The sequence below is a fragment of the Ruegeria sp. CH6 genome, from assembly GCF_056537005.1.
The window spans coordinates 335,800-353,126 of the sequence record NZ_JBQFQS010000004.1; the positions used below are offsets into that span (position 1 = coordinate 335,800).

The 17,327-nt window shown below is 56.6% G+C and carries 11 protein-coding genes; 7 read left to right on the forward strand and 4 right to left on the reverse strand.

All coding sequences use genetic code 11. The annotated features are described in order from the left end of the window. Nucleotides 1-5: 5 nt before the first annotated feature. A complete protein-coding gene (locus ACR0CW_RS12340) occupies nucleotides 6-3,869 on the reverse strand; it encodes an Ig-like domain-containing protein (protein WP_480788018.1) in 3,864 nt (1,287 codons plus the stop codon). 226 nt (nucleotides 3,870-4,095) lie between these two features. On the opposite strand from ACR0CW_RS12340, the gene ACR0CW_RS12345 reads away from it, so the two are divergent. After that, nucleotides 4,096-6,147, forward strand: coding sequence for a dockerin type I domain-containing protein (locus tag ACR0CW_RS12345; protein ID WP_480788019.1), 2,052 nt, complete (start codon nucleotides 4,096-4,098; stop codon nucleotides 6,145-6,147). A 48-nt stretch (nucleotides 6,148-6,195) separates the two neighbouring features. On the opposite strand, the gene ACR0CW_RS12350 is transcribed toward ACR0CW_RS12345, so the two are convergent. The 3 genes from ACR0CW_RS12350 to ACR0CW_RS12360 all read right to left on the reverse strand — a co-directional run bounded on the left by ACR0CW_RS12350 (nucleotide 6,196) and on the right by ACR0CW_RS12360 (nucleotide 10,527). Beyond that, entirely contained in the window at nucleotides 6,196-7,503 is a 1,308-nt protein-coding gene (locus tag ACR0CW_RS12350) for an HlyD family type I secretion periplasmic adaptor subunit (RefSeq protein ID WP_480788020.1), read from the reverse strand. After that, nucleotides 7,503-9,173 (reverse strand): type I secretion system permease/ATPase, encoded by a 1,671-nt coding sequence (locus ACR0CW_RS12355; protein WP_170333831.1) that lies wholly within the window; start codon nucleotides 9,171-9,173, stop codon nucleotides 7,503-7,505. Before ACR0CW_RS12355 ends, ACR0CW_RS12350 begins: the two co-directional genes overlap by 1 nt. Nucleotides 9,174-9,651: 478 nt before the next feature. Continuing rightward, entirely contained in the window at nucleotides 9,652-10,527 is an 876-nt protein-coding gene (locus tag ACR0CW_RS12360; RefSeq protein ID WP_155145715.1) for a MurR/RpiR family transcriptional regulator, read from the reverse strand. A 101-nt stretch (nucleotides 10,528-10,628) separates the two neighbouring features. On the opposite strand from ACR0CW_RS12360, the gene ACR0CW_RS12365 reads away from it, so the two are divergent. The 6 genes from ACR0CW_RS12365 (at nucleotide 10,629) to ACR0CW_RS12390 (ending at nucleotide 17,297) form a co-directional block, all read left to right on the forward strand. Beyond that, nucleotides 10,629-11,414: an N-formylglutamate amidohydrolase gene (locus tag ACR0CW_RS12365; protein WP_480788021.1), complete on the forward strand. Its 786-nt coding sequence runs from the start codon at nucleotides 10,629-10,631 to the stop codon at nucleotides 11,412-11,414. A 16-nt stretch (nucleotides 11,415-11,430) separates the two neighbouring features. Continuing rightward, the gene (locus ACR0CW_RS12370) at nucleotides 11,431-11,949 is read left to right on the forward strand and encodes a TRAP transporter small permease subunit (RefSeq protein WP_170333641.1); all 519 of its coding nucleotides are present in this window, start codon (nucleotides 11,431-11,433) and stop codon (nucleotides 11,947-11,949) included. Then, nucleotides 11,949-13,274: a TRAP transporter large permease gene (locus ACR0CW_RS12375; protein WP_155145709.1), complete on the forward strand. Its 1,326-nt coding sequence runs from the start codon at nucleotides 11,949-11,951 to the stop codon at nucleotides 13,272-13,274. The genes ACR0CW_RS12370 and ACR0CW_RS12375 overlap by 1 nt, the downstream gene beginning before the upstream one ends. A gap of 72 nt (nucleotides 13,275-13,346) precedes the next feature. Then, on the forward strand, nucleotides 13,347-14,378 hold the full coding sequence (locus ACR0CW_RS12380; RefSeq protein WP_155145707.1) for a TRAP transporter substrate-binding protein: 1,032 nt from the start codon (nucleotides 13,347-13,349) through the stop codon (nucleotides 14,376-14,378). Nucleotides 14,379-14,471: 93 nt separating this feature from the next. Beyond that, a complete protein-coding gene (locus tag ACR0CW_RS12385; RefSeq protein WP_480788022.1) occupies nucleotides 14,472-15,824 on the forward strand; it encodes a glutamine synthetase family protein in 1,353 nt (450 codons plus the stop codon). Nucleotides 15,825-15,914: 90 nt separating this feature from the next. Continuing rightward, nucleotides 15,915-17,297, forward strand: a complete 1,383-nt coding sequence (locus ACR0CW_RS12390; protein ID WP_480788023.1) for an aldehyde dehydrogenase family protein — start codon at nucleotides 15,915-15,917, stop codon at nucleotides 17,295-17,297. Nucleotides 17,298-17,327: the final 30 nt, after the last annotated feature.

Consider the following 17,327-nt stretch of genomic DNA (forward strand, 5'->3'; position numbering starts at 1 on the left):
GCGGTTTAGGCAGTGGCGCCGGTTGGATCTGTGTGAAGGATGTTGTCTGCATTCAATCCGGTCAGATCCGCCAATCCGTCAAACTGGGCGACAGTCTGAACGTTTGCAGTGACAGGGGATGAATAATCTGCCTTGACCAAAACACTGTTGGTTCCGTCTGTCGCGAGGACATAGATTTCGTCCCCCGCCTGAGCGCCGGACAGGCCTTCGATCGCTGTGGCGATTGTGTCCGCGTCAAGATCTGTCAACGTAGTCGTCAATCCGACGAAACCGGTATTGGCACCTATCGCGTCACCTACGCCAAGGGTTTCCACATCAGTTCCATCGCCCCGCAGCGTTGAGACATCCAGACCGCTGAACATCAGCGCATCCGTCACATCTGTAGCAGGACCAATTGTGAACCCGGTAATCGTGTCTGTGCCATTGGCCGCGGGATCGGCCTCGAAGACAACAATATCCCTGCCCGCGCCGGTCAGGTCGATCGTGTCATCGCCATCTCCGCCGCGGATCACGTCGTCGATGTTTGATGAGGTCAAGTTGTCGGCGCCGTCGGTTCCGATCTGCCACTTTGTTGGTCCGCCATCCGGAGTTGTGATGGTCAGTTCGATAGGCTTTGTCGGATCTTGTACCGTCATGGTAAACGTTACAACGGGTTGAGACAGGTCGTTGTAGCTTGTTGCGGCACCTGCAAAACTGATGGCAGAACCACCATTCGGGTTTGCGAGGAACAGATTGAAATCGCTGTTTTCTACCTCTGATCCGGTATCGTAAGTGACGACTGATGGATCAAAACCCAGCTCGGCTGTGATTGCGAAGCCGCTTGAGATGTTGACGTCGGGGTCCGCGTGAATTTCAAACGTAACAGTATTGCCACTGCGTCCCGCTTCGGTAATCACATAGGCGGCGGGGATATGTGCCACAGCCTGATCATTGACGGGCAGCGGATTGGTTCCACCTGAAACGGTCGCAGCAGCTGAAAAATCAAGGCTGTCACCGGCGTCAATCGCAGTGAAAGCAGATGACGGCACCGTCAGGCTCCAGGTACCGTCGGCTGCGACGGTTGCGGTACCCACGGATACAGTGTTGAGCGTGACATCCACGGTCTGCCCCGCACTAAGTCCGCTTGAGGTGCCCGAGACGGTCATGCCCGAAGACTTTGCATCGGTAAGCGAAACCGCGTTGTTTGGACCAACCGCGTTCATTCCAAGGATCGGCCGGAAATCGGTAGCAAGTGTTGTTGTTGCGTCGGAAATCGGATTTCCCGCAACATCTTCTACAGATGCCGTGACAGTGAAGTTTCCGCCATCCGCCAATGCATCCAGATCGGAAGCCGGGACCGTCACCTGCCAATTGCCGCCAGAGGCAGTTGCGGTGTAGTTTTGCCCCCCAAGACTGACCGTAACGGTCTGGCCATCTTCGGCGGTCGTCGTGCCGGAAATATCCAGATCGGTGTCCTTTTCCACAACATCAAGAACTGATCCCACCGATAACGGGTTCACCGAGATGGTTGGGGCCGTAAAATCGGTTTCAAAACTGCTTGTGGCGCTATTGCTGTTGCCAGCGGCATCGTTGACCGTTGCGGTCACGTCATAAGTTTCGCTATCCTGTAGCCCGCCGAGGGCGGTGGCGGTGTAGGTCCAGGTGCCGCTGTTTACCGTTGCGGTGCCAGTGATATCGACAGTCCCGTCTTCACGTATGATTTCAACGGTGATGGTGGTTCCATCTGCGGCGTCAGAGGTGCCGGAGATCGTCAGATTTGTTCCCTGTTCAACCGCATTCATAACAGCCCCGTCCGACAGGTTTGCAATAGCCAGCGCAGGTGCGGTGAAATCGGTGTCAAAACTGCCGGTTACCTGTGTCGCCGGGTTGCCGGCGGCGTCGGAAACATCTGCCGTAACTGCAATTGTCGACCCATCCGACAAGGCACCAAGATCGGCTGCAGGTATGTTCACGTTCCACGCGCCACCGGCAGCGGTGCCTGTGTAGGTCTGGCCATTCACTGAAACGGTTACGGTTTGCCCATCCTCGGCCGAAGTGGACCCAGAGATCGTGAGATCGGTGCCCTGCTCCGCGGCATTCAGGACTGCGCCACCGGAATAGGTGTCAATGCTCAATGTTGGTGGTGACGTATCTGTGGATACGCCGACACTAGCTTGTGGCGCGGCAAGCCCGTCTGAGTCCGCGACATCCGCAGTGACGGTGAAAGAACTGCCGTCAGCCAACGCGCCGAGATCAGCGGTTGGAACGGTTACAGACCAGGTCCCACCAGACACCGTGCCAGTATAGCTCTGCCCATTGAGCGAGACGGTGACTTGCTGACCGTTAGGGACATTGCCCGTGGTTCCGTTGATGACAAGATCCGACCCGGATTCCGCCAGATTAAGGACTGCGCCAACAGATAAAGGCGAAATCGCAATCGAAGGTCCTGTCAAATCAACGGGAACAGATACCGATGTCGGAACTGCAGGGTTCCCGGCCGCATCGCTGACCGCAACGCTGATCGCCGCCGGAGTGCCAGTCGAAAGCCCCGCCAGATCAGCGCGCGGGACGGTAACGCTCCAGCTTCCGCCCGATGCGGTTCCGGTATAGGTCTGCCCTTCGAATGTCACCGTCACTGTTTGCCCGTCTTCGGCACTTGTCGAACCAGTCAGAACTAGGTCATTCGCCACATCGGCGAGGTCAATTGAACCACCTGCAACGGTGTCGAGCGAGATGTTGGGGGCGCCAAAATCTGTGTCGAAACTGCTGCTTGCCTGAACTGCCGGATTGCCTGCTGCATCGGAAACAACTGCCGTGGCTGTGACGGTGACCCCGTCCGGCAGGGCTGCCAGATCGCTGGCGGGGACAGTCACACTCCATTGTCCGTCTGAAACCGTTGCAGTGTAGGTTTCTCCGTTGAGCGTGACCATTACCGACTGACCGTTTTCGGCGTCAGTTGTGCCCGAGATCGTCAGGTCGCTGCCCTGTTCCAGAGCGTTCATCACAGCGCCAACCGAGAACCCGGTGATCGCCAGTGTTGGCGGTTGGGTATCAACCACGAATTCCACGGTTTCAGTGGAGAGTTCCTCTCCATCGCTATCCAGATTTCTGACAGTGATGGTTGTCAGGCCCTGAGACAGACCGGCGGCTTCGGCTGGGGTCAGGGAAATCATCCAGCTTCCGTCAGGCTCCGGCGTGACCGTCTTTGTTACTGAACCAATCGTAACCTCCACCGTTTCCGTGCCCTGGGGGAGGGCCAGTTTCAGGTTGTCGCTGCTGAGTCCAGTCGTCTGCAACTCTGAAAGGTTCAGGCTAGGTATTTTAGGCGCGGGAGGCGCAGGTGGTGGCGCGTTGGGAACAGGGGCAGGGGGTGTCGGTACCGCACCCGTGGAAGGGGCATCATCACCACCGCCACCGCCGCCTCCGGCGGCCGCAGCTCCTGCGAGGCCAACTCCGCCAAGTACGGCGCCTGCGCCACCTAGGCCGCCGGTCGCTGCTCCGCCTGCTTCGGCCGCGAGGCTGAACTGAGCGATTTCGGCCACGACTCCCTCAGCAATCATGATCGCGCCGCCGTCGAGAACTTGTACGTTCTCAGCGGCCACGATCAGCGAACGGCCATCAGCCATCTTCAACAGAACATCGCCATTCTTCAGCAATTTGGCGGACCGTACACCGGGGATGGTTTCGGCAAACTGAAATGCATACAGGTCGTCGATGCTGGCCTGACCCAGCGCGGGCAATGCCATCAGACTTGAACCTAATCCTCCCGCAATTCCGCGACCAGCCCATTGCCGCATCTTGCGATCCAGCCATTGCCTCACATGCTTTTTGCGCCCGTCTTCAGGCAGATTTTCCGAGTTCGCTTGTTTATTCGAAACGGGTTCTTTCATCATCGTGCCCTCACCTTTGATGGCCGCAAGCAATCCGGCGACAGTTCGGCATTTGCCGAATTCTGTTCATTGTTCTTGTCACCCGGTTATCCATGCGGTCGGACCAGAAAAATTGAGTTAAACTGGAGCCGAAATTCTCGTTTTCACCACATTCCTGCTCTGGTTTCGGTCCGGGCGCCTGATCATCCTGATTTCAATGCCAGCGGTGGCACGGGGGTGATTTGCAATGACGCTTCAGTTCGAAAGAGTGGTGGCAACGGGGAAGCCGGCGCTCGATTCAGGTATCGGCGATACGGCTTTAAAAACGTTTAACGGTGTCACGTATATGTACAGCACGACCGGTCCTGGCGGCGGTGTCGTAGCCTGGCAGATTGTGGAGGGTGGTGCTCCGCAAGTTATCGATGAACAGTACTTTACTGGTTCGATCAGTATGCAGGTCGGGCGCAGTGGTGTGCCCGTGTCACTGGCGGGAAATGATCAACTGATATTGGATGTTGATGCAGCTACGGGCCTTGTTGGATACACACTAAACGCGGATGGAACCATTGGCGCACTACAGGAAACCGGAACGCTGATCGGTGGCGGCGATATTTCTGCAGTGGTTCAGGTGTCTTTGGGTACAACAAGCCTCCTGACCATTGCGCATGAAGATACCGACCAGATCAACACGTATAGTGTGAACGCAGACGGATCTCTGAGCCTGACCGGAGCAACCTCGGGGGTGGCCGATTCGCTTCAGACACTGCAGGTGGGTACAGGGCAGTTCATCGTCGCGGCGGATGCGGCCAGCAATTCGATCAACACTTATGGGATCAATCCGAATTCGGGTGTGCTGAACACCATCGACAACGGGGATGCGATTGCGACGCTTGGAATCAACGCCCCAACTGCAGTTGAAGTGGTGCAGGCTTACGGAAATTCCTGGGTTGTCGTGGCTGGCGCGGGCAGCAACTCAATCAGTGTCATGCATATGGCTGCGGACGGAAAACTGACGCCTACCGATCACGTACTGGACACGCTCGATACCCGATTTGAATCGGTTCAGGACCTGTCAGTCATTGAGGTCGATGGCAGAGTGTTTGTTGTGGCAGGTGGGGGGGATGACGGGATCACTTTGTTCACCATGACGCCCGAAGGCCAGCTCATCCATCTGGACAGTTTCGCAGATACGTTGGCCAGCGGGTTGCAGAATGTTCAGACACTGACTGTGGCCCATGTGGGGGACGAACTGCAGATATTTGCGGCTTCGCAAGAGGATGCAGGTCTGACTCAGCTAACAGTTTCGGTTGGGGATCTGGGTGTTGTTCGTGAGGGGTCTGGTGTGGTTTCAGGCTCGGCACAGGATGATATGTTGACCGGTAGTATCCTCAGCTCAACTCTGATGGCCGGAGATGGAGATGACATTCTCATCGCGGGGGCGGGTGCCACGACGATGAGTGGCGGAAGCGGAGCGGACATCTTTGTTATGCGTTCTGGCAGCGAACTGACCACGATTACCGATTTCGAAGCCGGAACCGACAGGTTGGATATGTTCGACTATCTGCTGTTGCGCAGCCCGGCCCAGCTAAGTTTCAACTCAACGGCGCAGGGTGCCCGGATCGAATACCGTGACGAAACGATCGAGGTCATTTCAGCAGTAGGTGGACCACTGACAAGTGCGGATGTGTTTGGCAGCGGTTTTGACGGACCTGACCACGTTCCGGTTTATTTTGGGGATTTCGGTGGCCTGACCCCGCCCGGTTCGCCCGGTGTTTTGGGGGACGTCAATATCAGCACGGAAACAGCCAACCCGGCGCTCGCTGATGCGGAAATCAGGTTTACACCACAGGGTGGAGGGACCGTCGTAGCCACTGCAGATTCCGAAGGACGGTTTGACTTTGGTCTGCCTGACGGAACATTTCAGGGCGAGTTTGACGTCGTCAAAAGTTACTCCACGGCCAGTGCTGAGATTACTGCGCTTGATGCGTTGCAGGTATTGCGCATGTCCGTCGGTCTGGATCCGACATGGGGGCCCGCCGCTCCAGAGAACCTGATTGCGGCGGATATTAATCAGGATGGGACGATCAACGCGCTTGATGCGCTGGCCATTCTTCAGGTTGCCGTTGGTCAACCTACTCCGCATGAAGCGAAGTGGGTTTTTCTGGATGCTGATGCCGATCTGTCCGGTATGACCCGAACCAATGTCGACTACGAAACAGGTGCGTCAGTCACAGCGGTCGACGGGGTGGTGACAACCGAGATGACCTCGATCCTGCTGGGAAATCTCGAAGCCGTTTGAATGCGCGCTGCCTGAGACCCGATCTCAGGCAGCGCGCTTTCAACCCGGTTACTCTCGGAAGGCCCGATTGAAGTAATCCGCCAGCGGTTTGACAAGATATGACAGCGGTGTGCGCTCATCCGTCTTGATCAGTGTTTCGACCGGCATGCCGGGCAACAGGTTTTGCCCATTCAGGCGTTCGACCTGCCCATCATCCGGAACAACCTCGGCGCGATAGAAGGTCAGACCCGAGTTTTCATCGGTGAAGGTATCAGCGGACACGTTGATTACATGACCTTCGATTTCTGGTGTGTCCTTTTGATTGAAAGCTGGAAATCGCAAGGCAACAGGCTGACCCAGATGCAATTGATCCACATGGATGGCATCCACCCGGGCGGCTACCAGCAATGGCGTGTCCTGTGGCACAACATACATCATCGGTTCAGCGGGTTGGATCACCGACTGCACAGCAAAGACCTGACTGCCGTAGACCGTCCCCGACACCGGCGAACGAATGTCGAGGCGTGACAGACGCTCGGTCAGCGACAACCTTTGTTCCGACAATTCCACGACCTGTGACTGAACATCCCGCAATTGGGTAATTGCCTCTTCCCGCCGGGTGGCAGCAAGTTCGACAATCTGAATTTCGGTTGCTGCAATCTGCCCTTTGAGCCGCGCGACTGCTGCTTCCAGATTGCCGATCTGGCCAGTCAGGCTGGCTTCTTCTCGTTGCAGGGCCGAGACGCGACTGGCCTGGGTCAGGCCGCGCGTCAGCAGGCTCTGCTGATCTTCCAGCTCTTCGCCGATTAGTTCAACTTGTCGGCGCAACGAAACCAACTGGGCTTCGGTTCCATCGATTTCACTTTCGATCTGAATTCTTTGCTTACCAAGCTGGTCGGTCTTCTGGGCAAGAGTTTCCAGACGTGCCGCAAACAGGCGGGCCTGACCTGCCAAAAGCCCCGGATCGATTGGTTCCTGATCTTTCAATTCCTGCAATTTTGCGTCCAGCATGGCCTTGTCCACACCATCACGCTCAGCTTCCAGTCGGGTTTTGCGGGCCAGCAGCTCGAACAGTTGAGATTCAACGATGAACTTTTCAGATGCCAGAAAGGTATCATCCAACCTCAGCAACATGGCACCGGAAGCAACCTCATCACCGTCGCGGACGAAGATTTCCCCAACAACACCCCCGTCAGGGTGCTCGATCACCTGCCGGTTGCTTTGAACCTCGATCACGCCCTGAGAGACTATTGCGCCGGCCAGACGGGTCCGAACACTCCATACACCGATGCCGCCGACAAGGATGGCCAGTGCGACAAAGCCGACAATGGCCGGACCGGTAATGCGCCAGGCTGGCCGTGTTTGGTTACCCGCCATTATTCACCCACCTTGTTGAGTTGCCGCTTGATGACATTGGCGTTCTGCACCATCGAACCCAGTACCTCGTCTCGGCTGCCGGATTTGACGACTTGCCCCTTTTCGATGACAACCAGATCATCACATTCCGAGATCGCCTGTGGTCGGTGTGTCATGACAATTGCTGCTTTGCCTTCTGCTTTCAGGCCGCGGATCGCTGCGTTCAATGCCTCAGTCCCATCGGCATCAAGGGCCGAGTTCGGTTCGTCCAAGATCAGCAGAACCGGGTCGCCATATAACGCTCTTGCCAATGCGATCCTTTGTTTTTGACCACCGGAAAGCTGACTGTCATTTCCTTCCAGGAACGTATCGTATCCCTTTTCCAGGCTCAGGATCAGTTCATGCGCGTTTGCCTTTCTGGCAGCGGCGACGACCGCGTCAGGATCTGGCTGTTGTGACATTCGGGCGATGTTTTCCGCCACCGTTCCATTGAACAACGTGACCTGTTGCGGTAGGTAACCCACGTGGCGACCCAGATCATTCGGATCGTATTGATCCAGTGTGGCACCACCCAGTCTGATCTCGCCGACCGCAGGCGGCCAAAGGCCCAGCAAGGCCTTGGCAAGGGTGGTTTTGCCTGAGCCGCTTTTGCCGATAACGCCAAGGGCCTTCCCGGGTTCGAGCTGCAGCGAAGCGTTGCGCAAGGTCGGTCCAGTTGCACCGGGGGGGATCACCGTCAGACCCTTTGCCGTCAGCCGCGCTTCGGGAACCGGCAGTTTGGTTCGAGGCGCTTCGGGTGGCGTACTATCGAGGAACTGATTCAATGAGGACCACGCTGATCGTGCTCTCTCGATCGTGCCCCATTGCCCTACGGCCTGTTCCACGGGCGCCAACGCGCGGCCCAACAGGATGGACCCTGCGATCATTGCGCCAGCCGTCATTTCGTTTTGCAGCACCAGCCACGCCCCCAAGGCCAGCATCGCGGATTGCAGGAACAGGCGCAGGGATTTTGTCAGTGAGGTAAAGCTGCCGGTCCAGTCACTGGCAGCGATCGTTTGCGACAGCGCGTCAGAGCGTTGCTGCAACCAGCGCTTTGTGACGTCTTCCTGCATGCCCTGCGAGCGCACGACTTCGGCTGCCTGACGTGCGTGTTCCGAGAATGAGTTTGCGCGCGCCGAGGCAGATTGCGCCGCCGCCACTTTGCGATGGGTCAGTGCCTGATTGAGTATTGCGATCACGATCAGCAATGCACCACCACCTACGGCGAGCCACCCCAGCAGGGGATGAAACAGGAATATTGCCGCCAGAAAAACCGGGGTCCATGGAATATCCATCACCGCCAGCAAAATAGGCGATGAGCAGAGGTTCTGAATCGATTCCAGATTGCGCAACGCCGTTGCCGGGGCGGAACGCGCCTGCGGAAGCAGAGCGCGGCGCAGGGTGGCATCGAAAACGCGTTGATCCAGTGTGGACTGAAACCGAGCTCCGAACCGGGCCACAATGCGGCCCCGGGCGAAATCAAGCATCGCCATCAGCCCATAGAGCAAAGCCACCAGCAGGAAGAGCGCAGTCAGTGTCTCAACCGCACGTGAACCCAACACCCGGTCATAGACCTGTAGCATGAACAGTGGACCCGTCAGCATCAGCAGGTTTACGAAGATGCTGAACAAAAAAGCCAGGGCAAGGAACATCGTCCCCTGATTGCGCACTTTACGAAGCTCGTGGCGCGGCGGTTTAGATGCTTGGTTTTTGAAACTCACGATGCGTGGCCCTTGTCTTTCATTCGAGGCATCTTTGACAGGCCAAAGCGGTACAGGTTTTGGCCAACAGATATCAATATGCCCATTGTGCGTATCAGTAGCGAACAACTAGCTGTAGAGGCGCTGGCAACGTAAGGGTGAAAGCTGGCGATAGTTTGCTCGCCCGGCTGGTTTTCTCTCACGTTTTGCGAGAATGCTGAAAATATGATGGATTTGGTAGGCAATAATTTTCCTGTTTTGATTTACTGACGGCAAAGGATTGTCAGAACAGGCGGTGTAGTTGTGCCACTGCCGCAGCAAATCCAAGTCTCTGATAATACTAACTTATATCAGTAGTTAGTCTTGAGCTTGTGGCAGGTCAAATGAGATTAAGCACTTCAATGCGATTGAAATGTAATGATTTTAGCCGTTACGTTTCGTGGCTGCGAAAAATCCGAGTCGAAGAGAAATAGCGTTCCAGCTCTTCGATTCGCTCCTTGCTTTCGTCCCAGCGCGCTTCTTGGACCTCTGCAATCAGAGTTTCCGAGATCAGTTGCAGGGCGATGGTCGAATCCCAGCTGGATGGGGCTTCGACCAATGCATGAAAGGTGTAATCAGCGGTCCTGCCGATGGGAGAACCCCATTGGTCGGTGAACAGAACCACCGTAACTCCACGGCTTGACGCAACCTGAGCCAGCTTCTCCAGATGTGCCTCATACCGGCGGATGTCGAAGATCACCAAGACCGATGCTTCGTCCATATCCAGCAGATATTGAGGCCAGACATTGGCGGAATTGCCCAACATGGTCACGTTGGGGCGAATGATCTGCATATGGTTGAACAGGTAATCGGCGTTAGATCGGGTGATGCGCCCGCCAACCACATAAAGATGCCGATCCGTGTCTGCCAATAGCTGAGCAACCGCGTCGAACATCTCTTTGTCGAGGCGCTCCAGCGTGTGGCGCATGTTGGTCCAGACGGCCTGTGCAAACCGGGTGATAGGATGCTCGGCCTCGTCATCCACAACCCAGGCGTCGCGCTTGGAGATCGGTTTCTTGATCTGCGCTGCGACCTCTTCGCGAAGCGCTTCCTGCAAGTCCGGGAACCCGTCAAAACCCAACTTGCGCGCCATGCGGATCACAGTCGGGGTCGAAACCTGAGCCGCTGCCGCGAGCTTGGTGATCGATTGCAACCCGGCCATGGGATAGTCCTGCAACAGGATCGAGGCAAGCTGGCGCTCTGACCGGGTCAGGCCATCAAGCTCATCCTGTATTCGCTGTTTGACAAGTTTGGCGACGGTTGCCATCGGCACCTCTTTTTTCAATTCTCTACAGAATATTTGTGTTTGTAATTTTGTCTACAGTAATTTTCTTGACAGGTTAGTTTCCGCTGTAGCAAATGTTACCTATGCCAATTGATACCGAGTCATCATTGCTACAGCCGACCGAGGCACCAGCGGCGCGCGCATTGAATGCGCGGGGCGGTGCGTCTGCCGTTCTGGTCTGCGAGCATGCCAGTCGTTTTATCCCGGCGTCTTTGAACGGGCTGGGGCTGGATGAGGCCGCCGCGCGTTCGCACGCGGCCTGGGACATCGGTGCGTTTGAGTTGTCTGTGGAACTGATGGGGGCGCTGGACGCGCCATTGGTTCACTCGCGTGTCAGCCGATTGGTCTATGACTGCAACCGCCCGCCAGAACGCGCGGATGCGATGCCTCAGCTAAGCGAAGTGTTCCCGGTTCCCGGCAACCAAAACCTGTCCGATGATCAACGGACCCGGCGGATACGGGAGGTTTATGAACCATTTCGGCAGCTGCTGGCATCGACATTGGACGCAAGGCCCGCACCGCCTGTGCTGATTACCATTCACAGCTTTACACCGGTGTATAGGGGTGAGGTTCGGGCCGTCGAACTGGGCATTCTGCACGATGCGGATGATCGTGCGGCTCAGATCATGCTTCGCCATGCCAAAGACTGTGGACTGCGCGTGGCATTGAACGAACCTTATTCCGCCACCGATGGTGTCACGCACACGTTGCGTGAACATGCGATCTCACGTGGCATTCCAAATGTGATGATCGAAGTGCGCAACGATCTGATCGACACACCCACAGGCATAAATCGCATCGCCGGTCAGTTGGCGCCGATCCTGCGATCAGTGGTCGATGAGCTTTCTCAGGTTGAGGCAAAGATATGAGAGCAGGAAGGCAAGCATGAAGTTCATGCGGGGATATGTGGCGGTCATTGACCGTATGAACCGCTGGATTGGCCGTGTGGTCATGTACGGCATCTTTGTGATGATGGGCATTCTGCTCTGGTCCTCGGTCTCAAAAACTTTCTTTCTTCCTTCGCTCTGGACCTTGGAAATGGCGCAGTTCGCGATGGTTGCCTACTACATCCTTGGCGGGCCTTATTCGGTTCAGATGGGATCGAATGTACGGATGGACCTCCTGTACAGTGAATGGTCGCATCGCAGGCGGGCCTGGACCGATGCGATTACCGTTTTCTTCCTGATCGTCTATCTCGGCGTGATGATCTATGGCGGGTACGACTCGCTGAGCTATTCGCTGCAATATGGCGAGCGCAGCCCGACCGCCTGGCGACCCTATCTCTGGCCGATCAAGGTGATCATGGTCTTTGGCCTGTTCCTGATGCTGCTGCAGGCCATATCCGAGCTTTTCAAAGATATTCTCCGCCTCAAGGGCGACGACATCCCGCGTGAGGTGATCTGATGTCATACGAATTGATCGCCATCCTGATGTTCTCGACCATGATGCTGATGCTGCTGACCGGGCAGCGTGTATTCGGTGCCATCGGGTTTGTCGCCGTCGTCGCCGCGCTTTTGCTTTGGGGCGACCGTGGGGGGTACGATATCGGCTTTGCCGCCGCCATGAAGCTGATGAAATGGTATCCGCTGCTGACGCTGCCGATGTTCATCTTCATGGGCTATGTATTGGCAGAGTCCAAAATCGCCGACGATCTCTACAAGATGTTCCACGTCTGGATGGGCGGGCTGAACGGTGGTCTGGCCATCGGTACAATCGGGCTGATGGTTCTGATTTCGGCCATGAACGGATTGAGCGTTGCCGGTATGGCCATCGGTGCCACCATCGCTTTGCCGGAATTGCTCAAACGCGGCTACAACAAGAAGATGGTGACCGGGGTCATTCAGGCCGGGTCATCCCTGGGGATTCTGGTGCCGCCATCCGTGGTACTTGTGCTCTATGCAATGATTGCAAGGCAACCGGTTGGTCAGCTTTGGTTGGCAGGTATTCTGCCGGGCCTGATGATGGCGGCGATGTTCATTCTGTACATCGTGATCCGTTGCAAGATTAATCCGGAATTGGGTCCTGCGCTGCCGAAGGAAGAGCGAGATGTGCCGATGGCGGAAAAGCTGCGCCTCTTGCGCGCGGGTCTGCTGCCGATCGGGATCTTTGCGGCGATGATGGTTCCCTTTGTCAACGGCTGGACCTCGCTTGTTGAAAGCTCGGCCATTGGTGCGCTGACCGCTTTTGCGGCAGCCGTTTTGAAGGGGCGAATGACCCGTGAGGTCTTTGAAACTTCTGTTCGCTCAACCCTTGGCATCACCTGCATGTTCATGTGGATTATCCTTGCCGCATTGGCGTTTGGCGCGGTGTTCGATGGTCTGGGTGCGGTGCGTGCGATCGAAAATCTGTTCACGGAACGTCTGGGCCTGAACCCGTGGATGATCCTGATCCTGATGCAGCTCAGCTTTATCCTGATGGGCACCTTTCTGGACGATACCGCGATGCTGGTGATCGTTGCCCCGCTATACGTCCCGCTAGTGGGTGAGCTGGGTTTCGACCTGATCTGGTACGGTGTGCTTTATACGATCACCACGCAGATCGCCTATATGACGCCGCCGTTCGGCTATAACCTGTTCCTGATGCGGGCCATGGCTCCGCCCGAGATTTCACTGCGCGACATCTACGGTTCTATTCTGCCATTCGTTCTGGTGATGACACTTGCATTGGCCATCATCATGACCTTTCCGCAGATCGCGCTGTGGCTGCCGGATTACATTTACAACAAATGATCCCGGACCAACCGGGACAAGGGTGAGGGGATATCCTTTCGCAAATTTGAAACTGACCAACGGAGAGAGAGAATGACGAACAGACGTACATTTCTAAAAGGGGCCGCAGCGGCACCTGCTGCTGCTCTGGCAACACCGGCGCTGGCGCAATCGACGATCAGATGGCGGATGCAGACCTATGCGGGCCCGGCACTGGCCGAGCATGTGATCGACCCTGCAATCAAGATGTTCAACGACATCGCCGGTGACCGGATGCAGATCGAGCTGTTCTATGCAGATCAGCTGGTTCCGACGGGCGAGCTGTTCCGCGCCATGCAGCGCGGCACGATTGATGCGGTGCAGTCGGATGATGACTCGATGGCGTCCCCAACCGAAGTGACCGTGTTTGGCGGCTACTTCCCGTTTGCATCGCGCTATTCGCTGGATGTGCCGGTTCTCTTCAACCAGTACGGTCTGAATGAGATCTGGGACGAGGAATACTCGAAGGTCGGCGTAAAGCACATCTCTGCCGGTGCATGGGATCCGTGCCACTTTGCGACCAAAGACCCGATCAACAGTCTGGCGGACCTGAAGGGCAAGCGCATCTTTACCTTCCCGACAGCGGGTCGCTTCCTGTCGCAGTTCGGCGTTGTTCCTGTCACCCTGCCATGGGAAGACATCGAAGTTGCGGTACAGACCGGCGAGCTGGACGGCATCGCATGGTCCGGCATCACCGAAGACTACACAGTCGGCTGGGCGGACGTGACCAACTACTTCCTGACCAACAACGTGTCGGGCGCATGGGCGGGTCACTTCTTTGCCAACATGGATCGCTGGAACGAACTGCCCGAAGATCTGAAGACCCTGTTCAAGGTCTGCTGTGACCAATCACATTACTACCGTCAGTGGTGGTATTGGGGTGGCGAAGCGTCCCTGCGCGTCAATGGCGACAAGCTGAAACTGACCACGATCCCGGATGAAGAATGGGCGCAGGTCGAAGAGGCTGCCGTCAAGTTCTGGGACGAAATCGCAGCCGAAAGCCCTGTAAAGGCGAAGGTTGTCGAAATCTTCAAACAGTACAACGCAACCATGCAAAAAGCTGGCCGGCCTTATCGCTACGGCTAAGACTTTGCCATAACGACCCGCCCCTTTCGTGGGGCGGGTCAAACGGATTGAATAGCCGGTGATCTCAGGGCCCGGTCAGCATAAAGGTGGCACATGCTCACGTTCGAACATCTCAAGACCCAGGTTTCAGAAGGGGCCGTAGATACGGTTCTGGTTTGCATGGTGGACATGCAGGGCCGGTTGATGGGCAAACGGTTTCATGCAGGGCATTTTGTGGCAGGCGCGTGGGAAGAGACCCATTGCTGCAACTATCTGCTGGCCACCGATCTTGAGATGGGCACGCCCGACGGATACGCCTCTACCAGTTGGGAGCGGGGCTATGGCGACTACGTCATGAAACCCGATCTGGATACTTTGCGCCCTGTGCCGTGGTTGGAAGGTACGGTGATGGTGATGTGTGATGTGCTGGATCACCACACGCATGAAGAAGTGCCACATTCACCTCGGGCCATCCTCAAAAAGCAGGTCAATCGTCTGAAGGCCATGGGCTATGACGCGATGACTGCTACCGAGCTGGAATTCTTCCTGTTCGAGAAGAGCTTTGACCAAATCCGCAAGGAAGGCTTCCGCGATCTGGAGCCGATCTCGGGTTATAACGAAGACTATCACATCCTGCAGACCACCAAGGAAGAGCATGTGATGCGCCCGATCCGCAACCATCTGTGGAATGCGGGCATACCGGTCGAGAACACAAAGGGTGAAGCCGAGACTGGGCAGGAAGAGCTGAACATCAAATACGCACAGGCGATGGACACGGCCGAGTATCACTCGATCGCCAAGAACGCAGTGAAAGAGATTGCCTGGCAGCATGGCCACGCCGCTACGTTTCTGCCGAAATGGCACCACGACAAGGTCGGCAGTTCCTCGCACGTGCACCAGTCGCTCTGGGCTGATGGCAAACCTGCCTTCTACGACGCATCGGATGAGTTGGGCATGTCGGCGCTGATGAAAAGCTACATGGCAGGTCTGCTGAAATATGCCGGTGATTATACCTATTTCATGGCCCCTTACATCAACAGCTACAAACGCTTCATGAAGGGCACCTTTGCACCGACACGGATCATCTGGTCAGTCGACAACCGGACTGCCGGGTTCCGTCTGTGCGGGGATGGGACCAAGGCGGTTCGAGTTGAATGCCGGATCCCGGGCTCGGACATGAACCCCTATCTGGCAATGGCCGGAATGCTGGCGGCCGGGATTGCAGGTATCGAAGAGGGTCTGGAGTTGCAGCCGCCCACCAAAGGCGATGTATACCAAGGCGAAACCGGCATGATCCCGGGCAACCTGCGCGCAGCGCGGGATGCGTTGCATGGCTCGGCCATGTTACGTGCGGCCATGGGTGACGAGGTGGTCGATCACTATACCCGTGCTGCCGAAGTCGAAATCGAGGAATTCGAGCGCGTGGTGACGGATTGGGAAGTCGCTCGCGGGTTTGAGCGGGCGTAAAAGACGGCATGTGAGGCCGACCTCACATGTTTATCAGAGTTACTGAAAGAAGAAGCAGGGCGCAGACGCCCTCTATGTGGAGTTGATGGCATGAGCCAGACACTGAAATGCATCTCGCCGATCGATGGATCGGTTTATGCGGAACGTGAAGTTCTGTCGCGTGAGGCTGCGTTTGAAGCCGCAGGCCGCGCACGGGCGGCACAAGCTGAATGGGCTGCGCGCCCGTTGCAGGATCGGATTGATCTTGTGATGGCGGGCGTGGCTGCTGTTGGGGCCATGAACGATGAGATCGTGCCCGAACTTGCGCATATGATGGGCCGCCCGATGCGTTATGGCGGTGAGTTTGGTGGCTTTAATGAGCGCGCCAGCCATATGGCCGAAATCGCCGGGGCGTCTCTGGTTGATATCGCCGTGGGCGAGGATGAGACATTCAAGCGTTACATCAAGCGTATCCCGCATGGCGTGGTTTTTGTGGTCGCGCCGTGGAATTACCCCTACATGACTGCAATCAACACGGTCGCACCCGCGCTGATTGCAGGAAACACTGTGATCCTGAAACATGCCACTCAGACACTGCTGGTGGGTGAGCGTATGGCACAGGCCTTCCATTCCGCAGGTGTGCCTGAGGATGTGTTCCAGAATGTGTTTCTGAGCCATGACGTGACCAATGACCTGATTGCAGGCAACGCGTTTGATTTCGTGAATTTCACCGGCTCGGTTGGTGGCGGTCAGGCGATGGAGCGTGCGGCGGCGGGTACGTTTACTGGAGTTGGCACCGAGCTGGGAGGTAAAGATCCCGGTTATGTCATGGAAGATGCCGATCTGGATGCAGCCGTTGATACGCTGATCGACGGGGCAATGTTCAACTCGGGCCAGTGCTGTTGCGGAATCGAGCGGATTTACGTGCATGAAAGCCTCTATGACGACTTCGTTGCCAAGGCGGTTGAGGTCGTAAAGGGCTACAAGCTGGGTAATCCGCTGGACACCGAGACGACAATTGGTCCGATGGCCAATGTCCGGTTCGCTGATGAGGTCCGAGCGCAGATCGCCGAGGCTGTCGAAGCCGGGGCGGTTGCCCATATTGATACCTTCGCCAAGGATGATGGGGGCGCTTATCTGACGCCACAGATCCTGACTAATGTCACCCATGACATGCGTGTGATGCGCGATGAGAGCTTTGGTCCGGTGGTCGGCATCATGAAAGTGTCGTCGGATGACGAGGCCATCGCGTTGATGAACGACAGCGAGTTTGGCCTGACCGCCAGCCTGTGGACCCGCGACGTGGATCGCGCGGCACGAGTAGGTGACGCCATCGAAACCGGCACCGTGTTCATGAACCGCGCGGATTACCTGGACCCCGGTCTCTGCTGGACCGGTTGCAAGAATACCGGGCGCGGCGGTGGCTTGTCCGTCATCGGCTATCACAACCTGACACGTCCCAAATCCTACCACCTCAAAAAGGTAACGGGCTAAGGACGACATGCCTGCCTCGCTTCCCCCTCG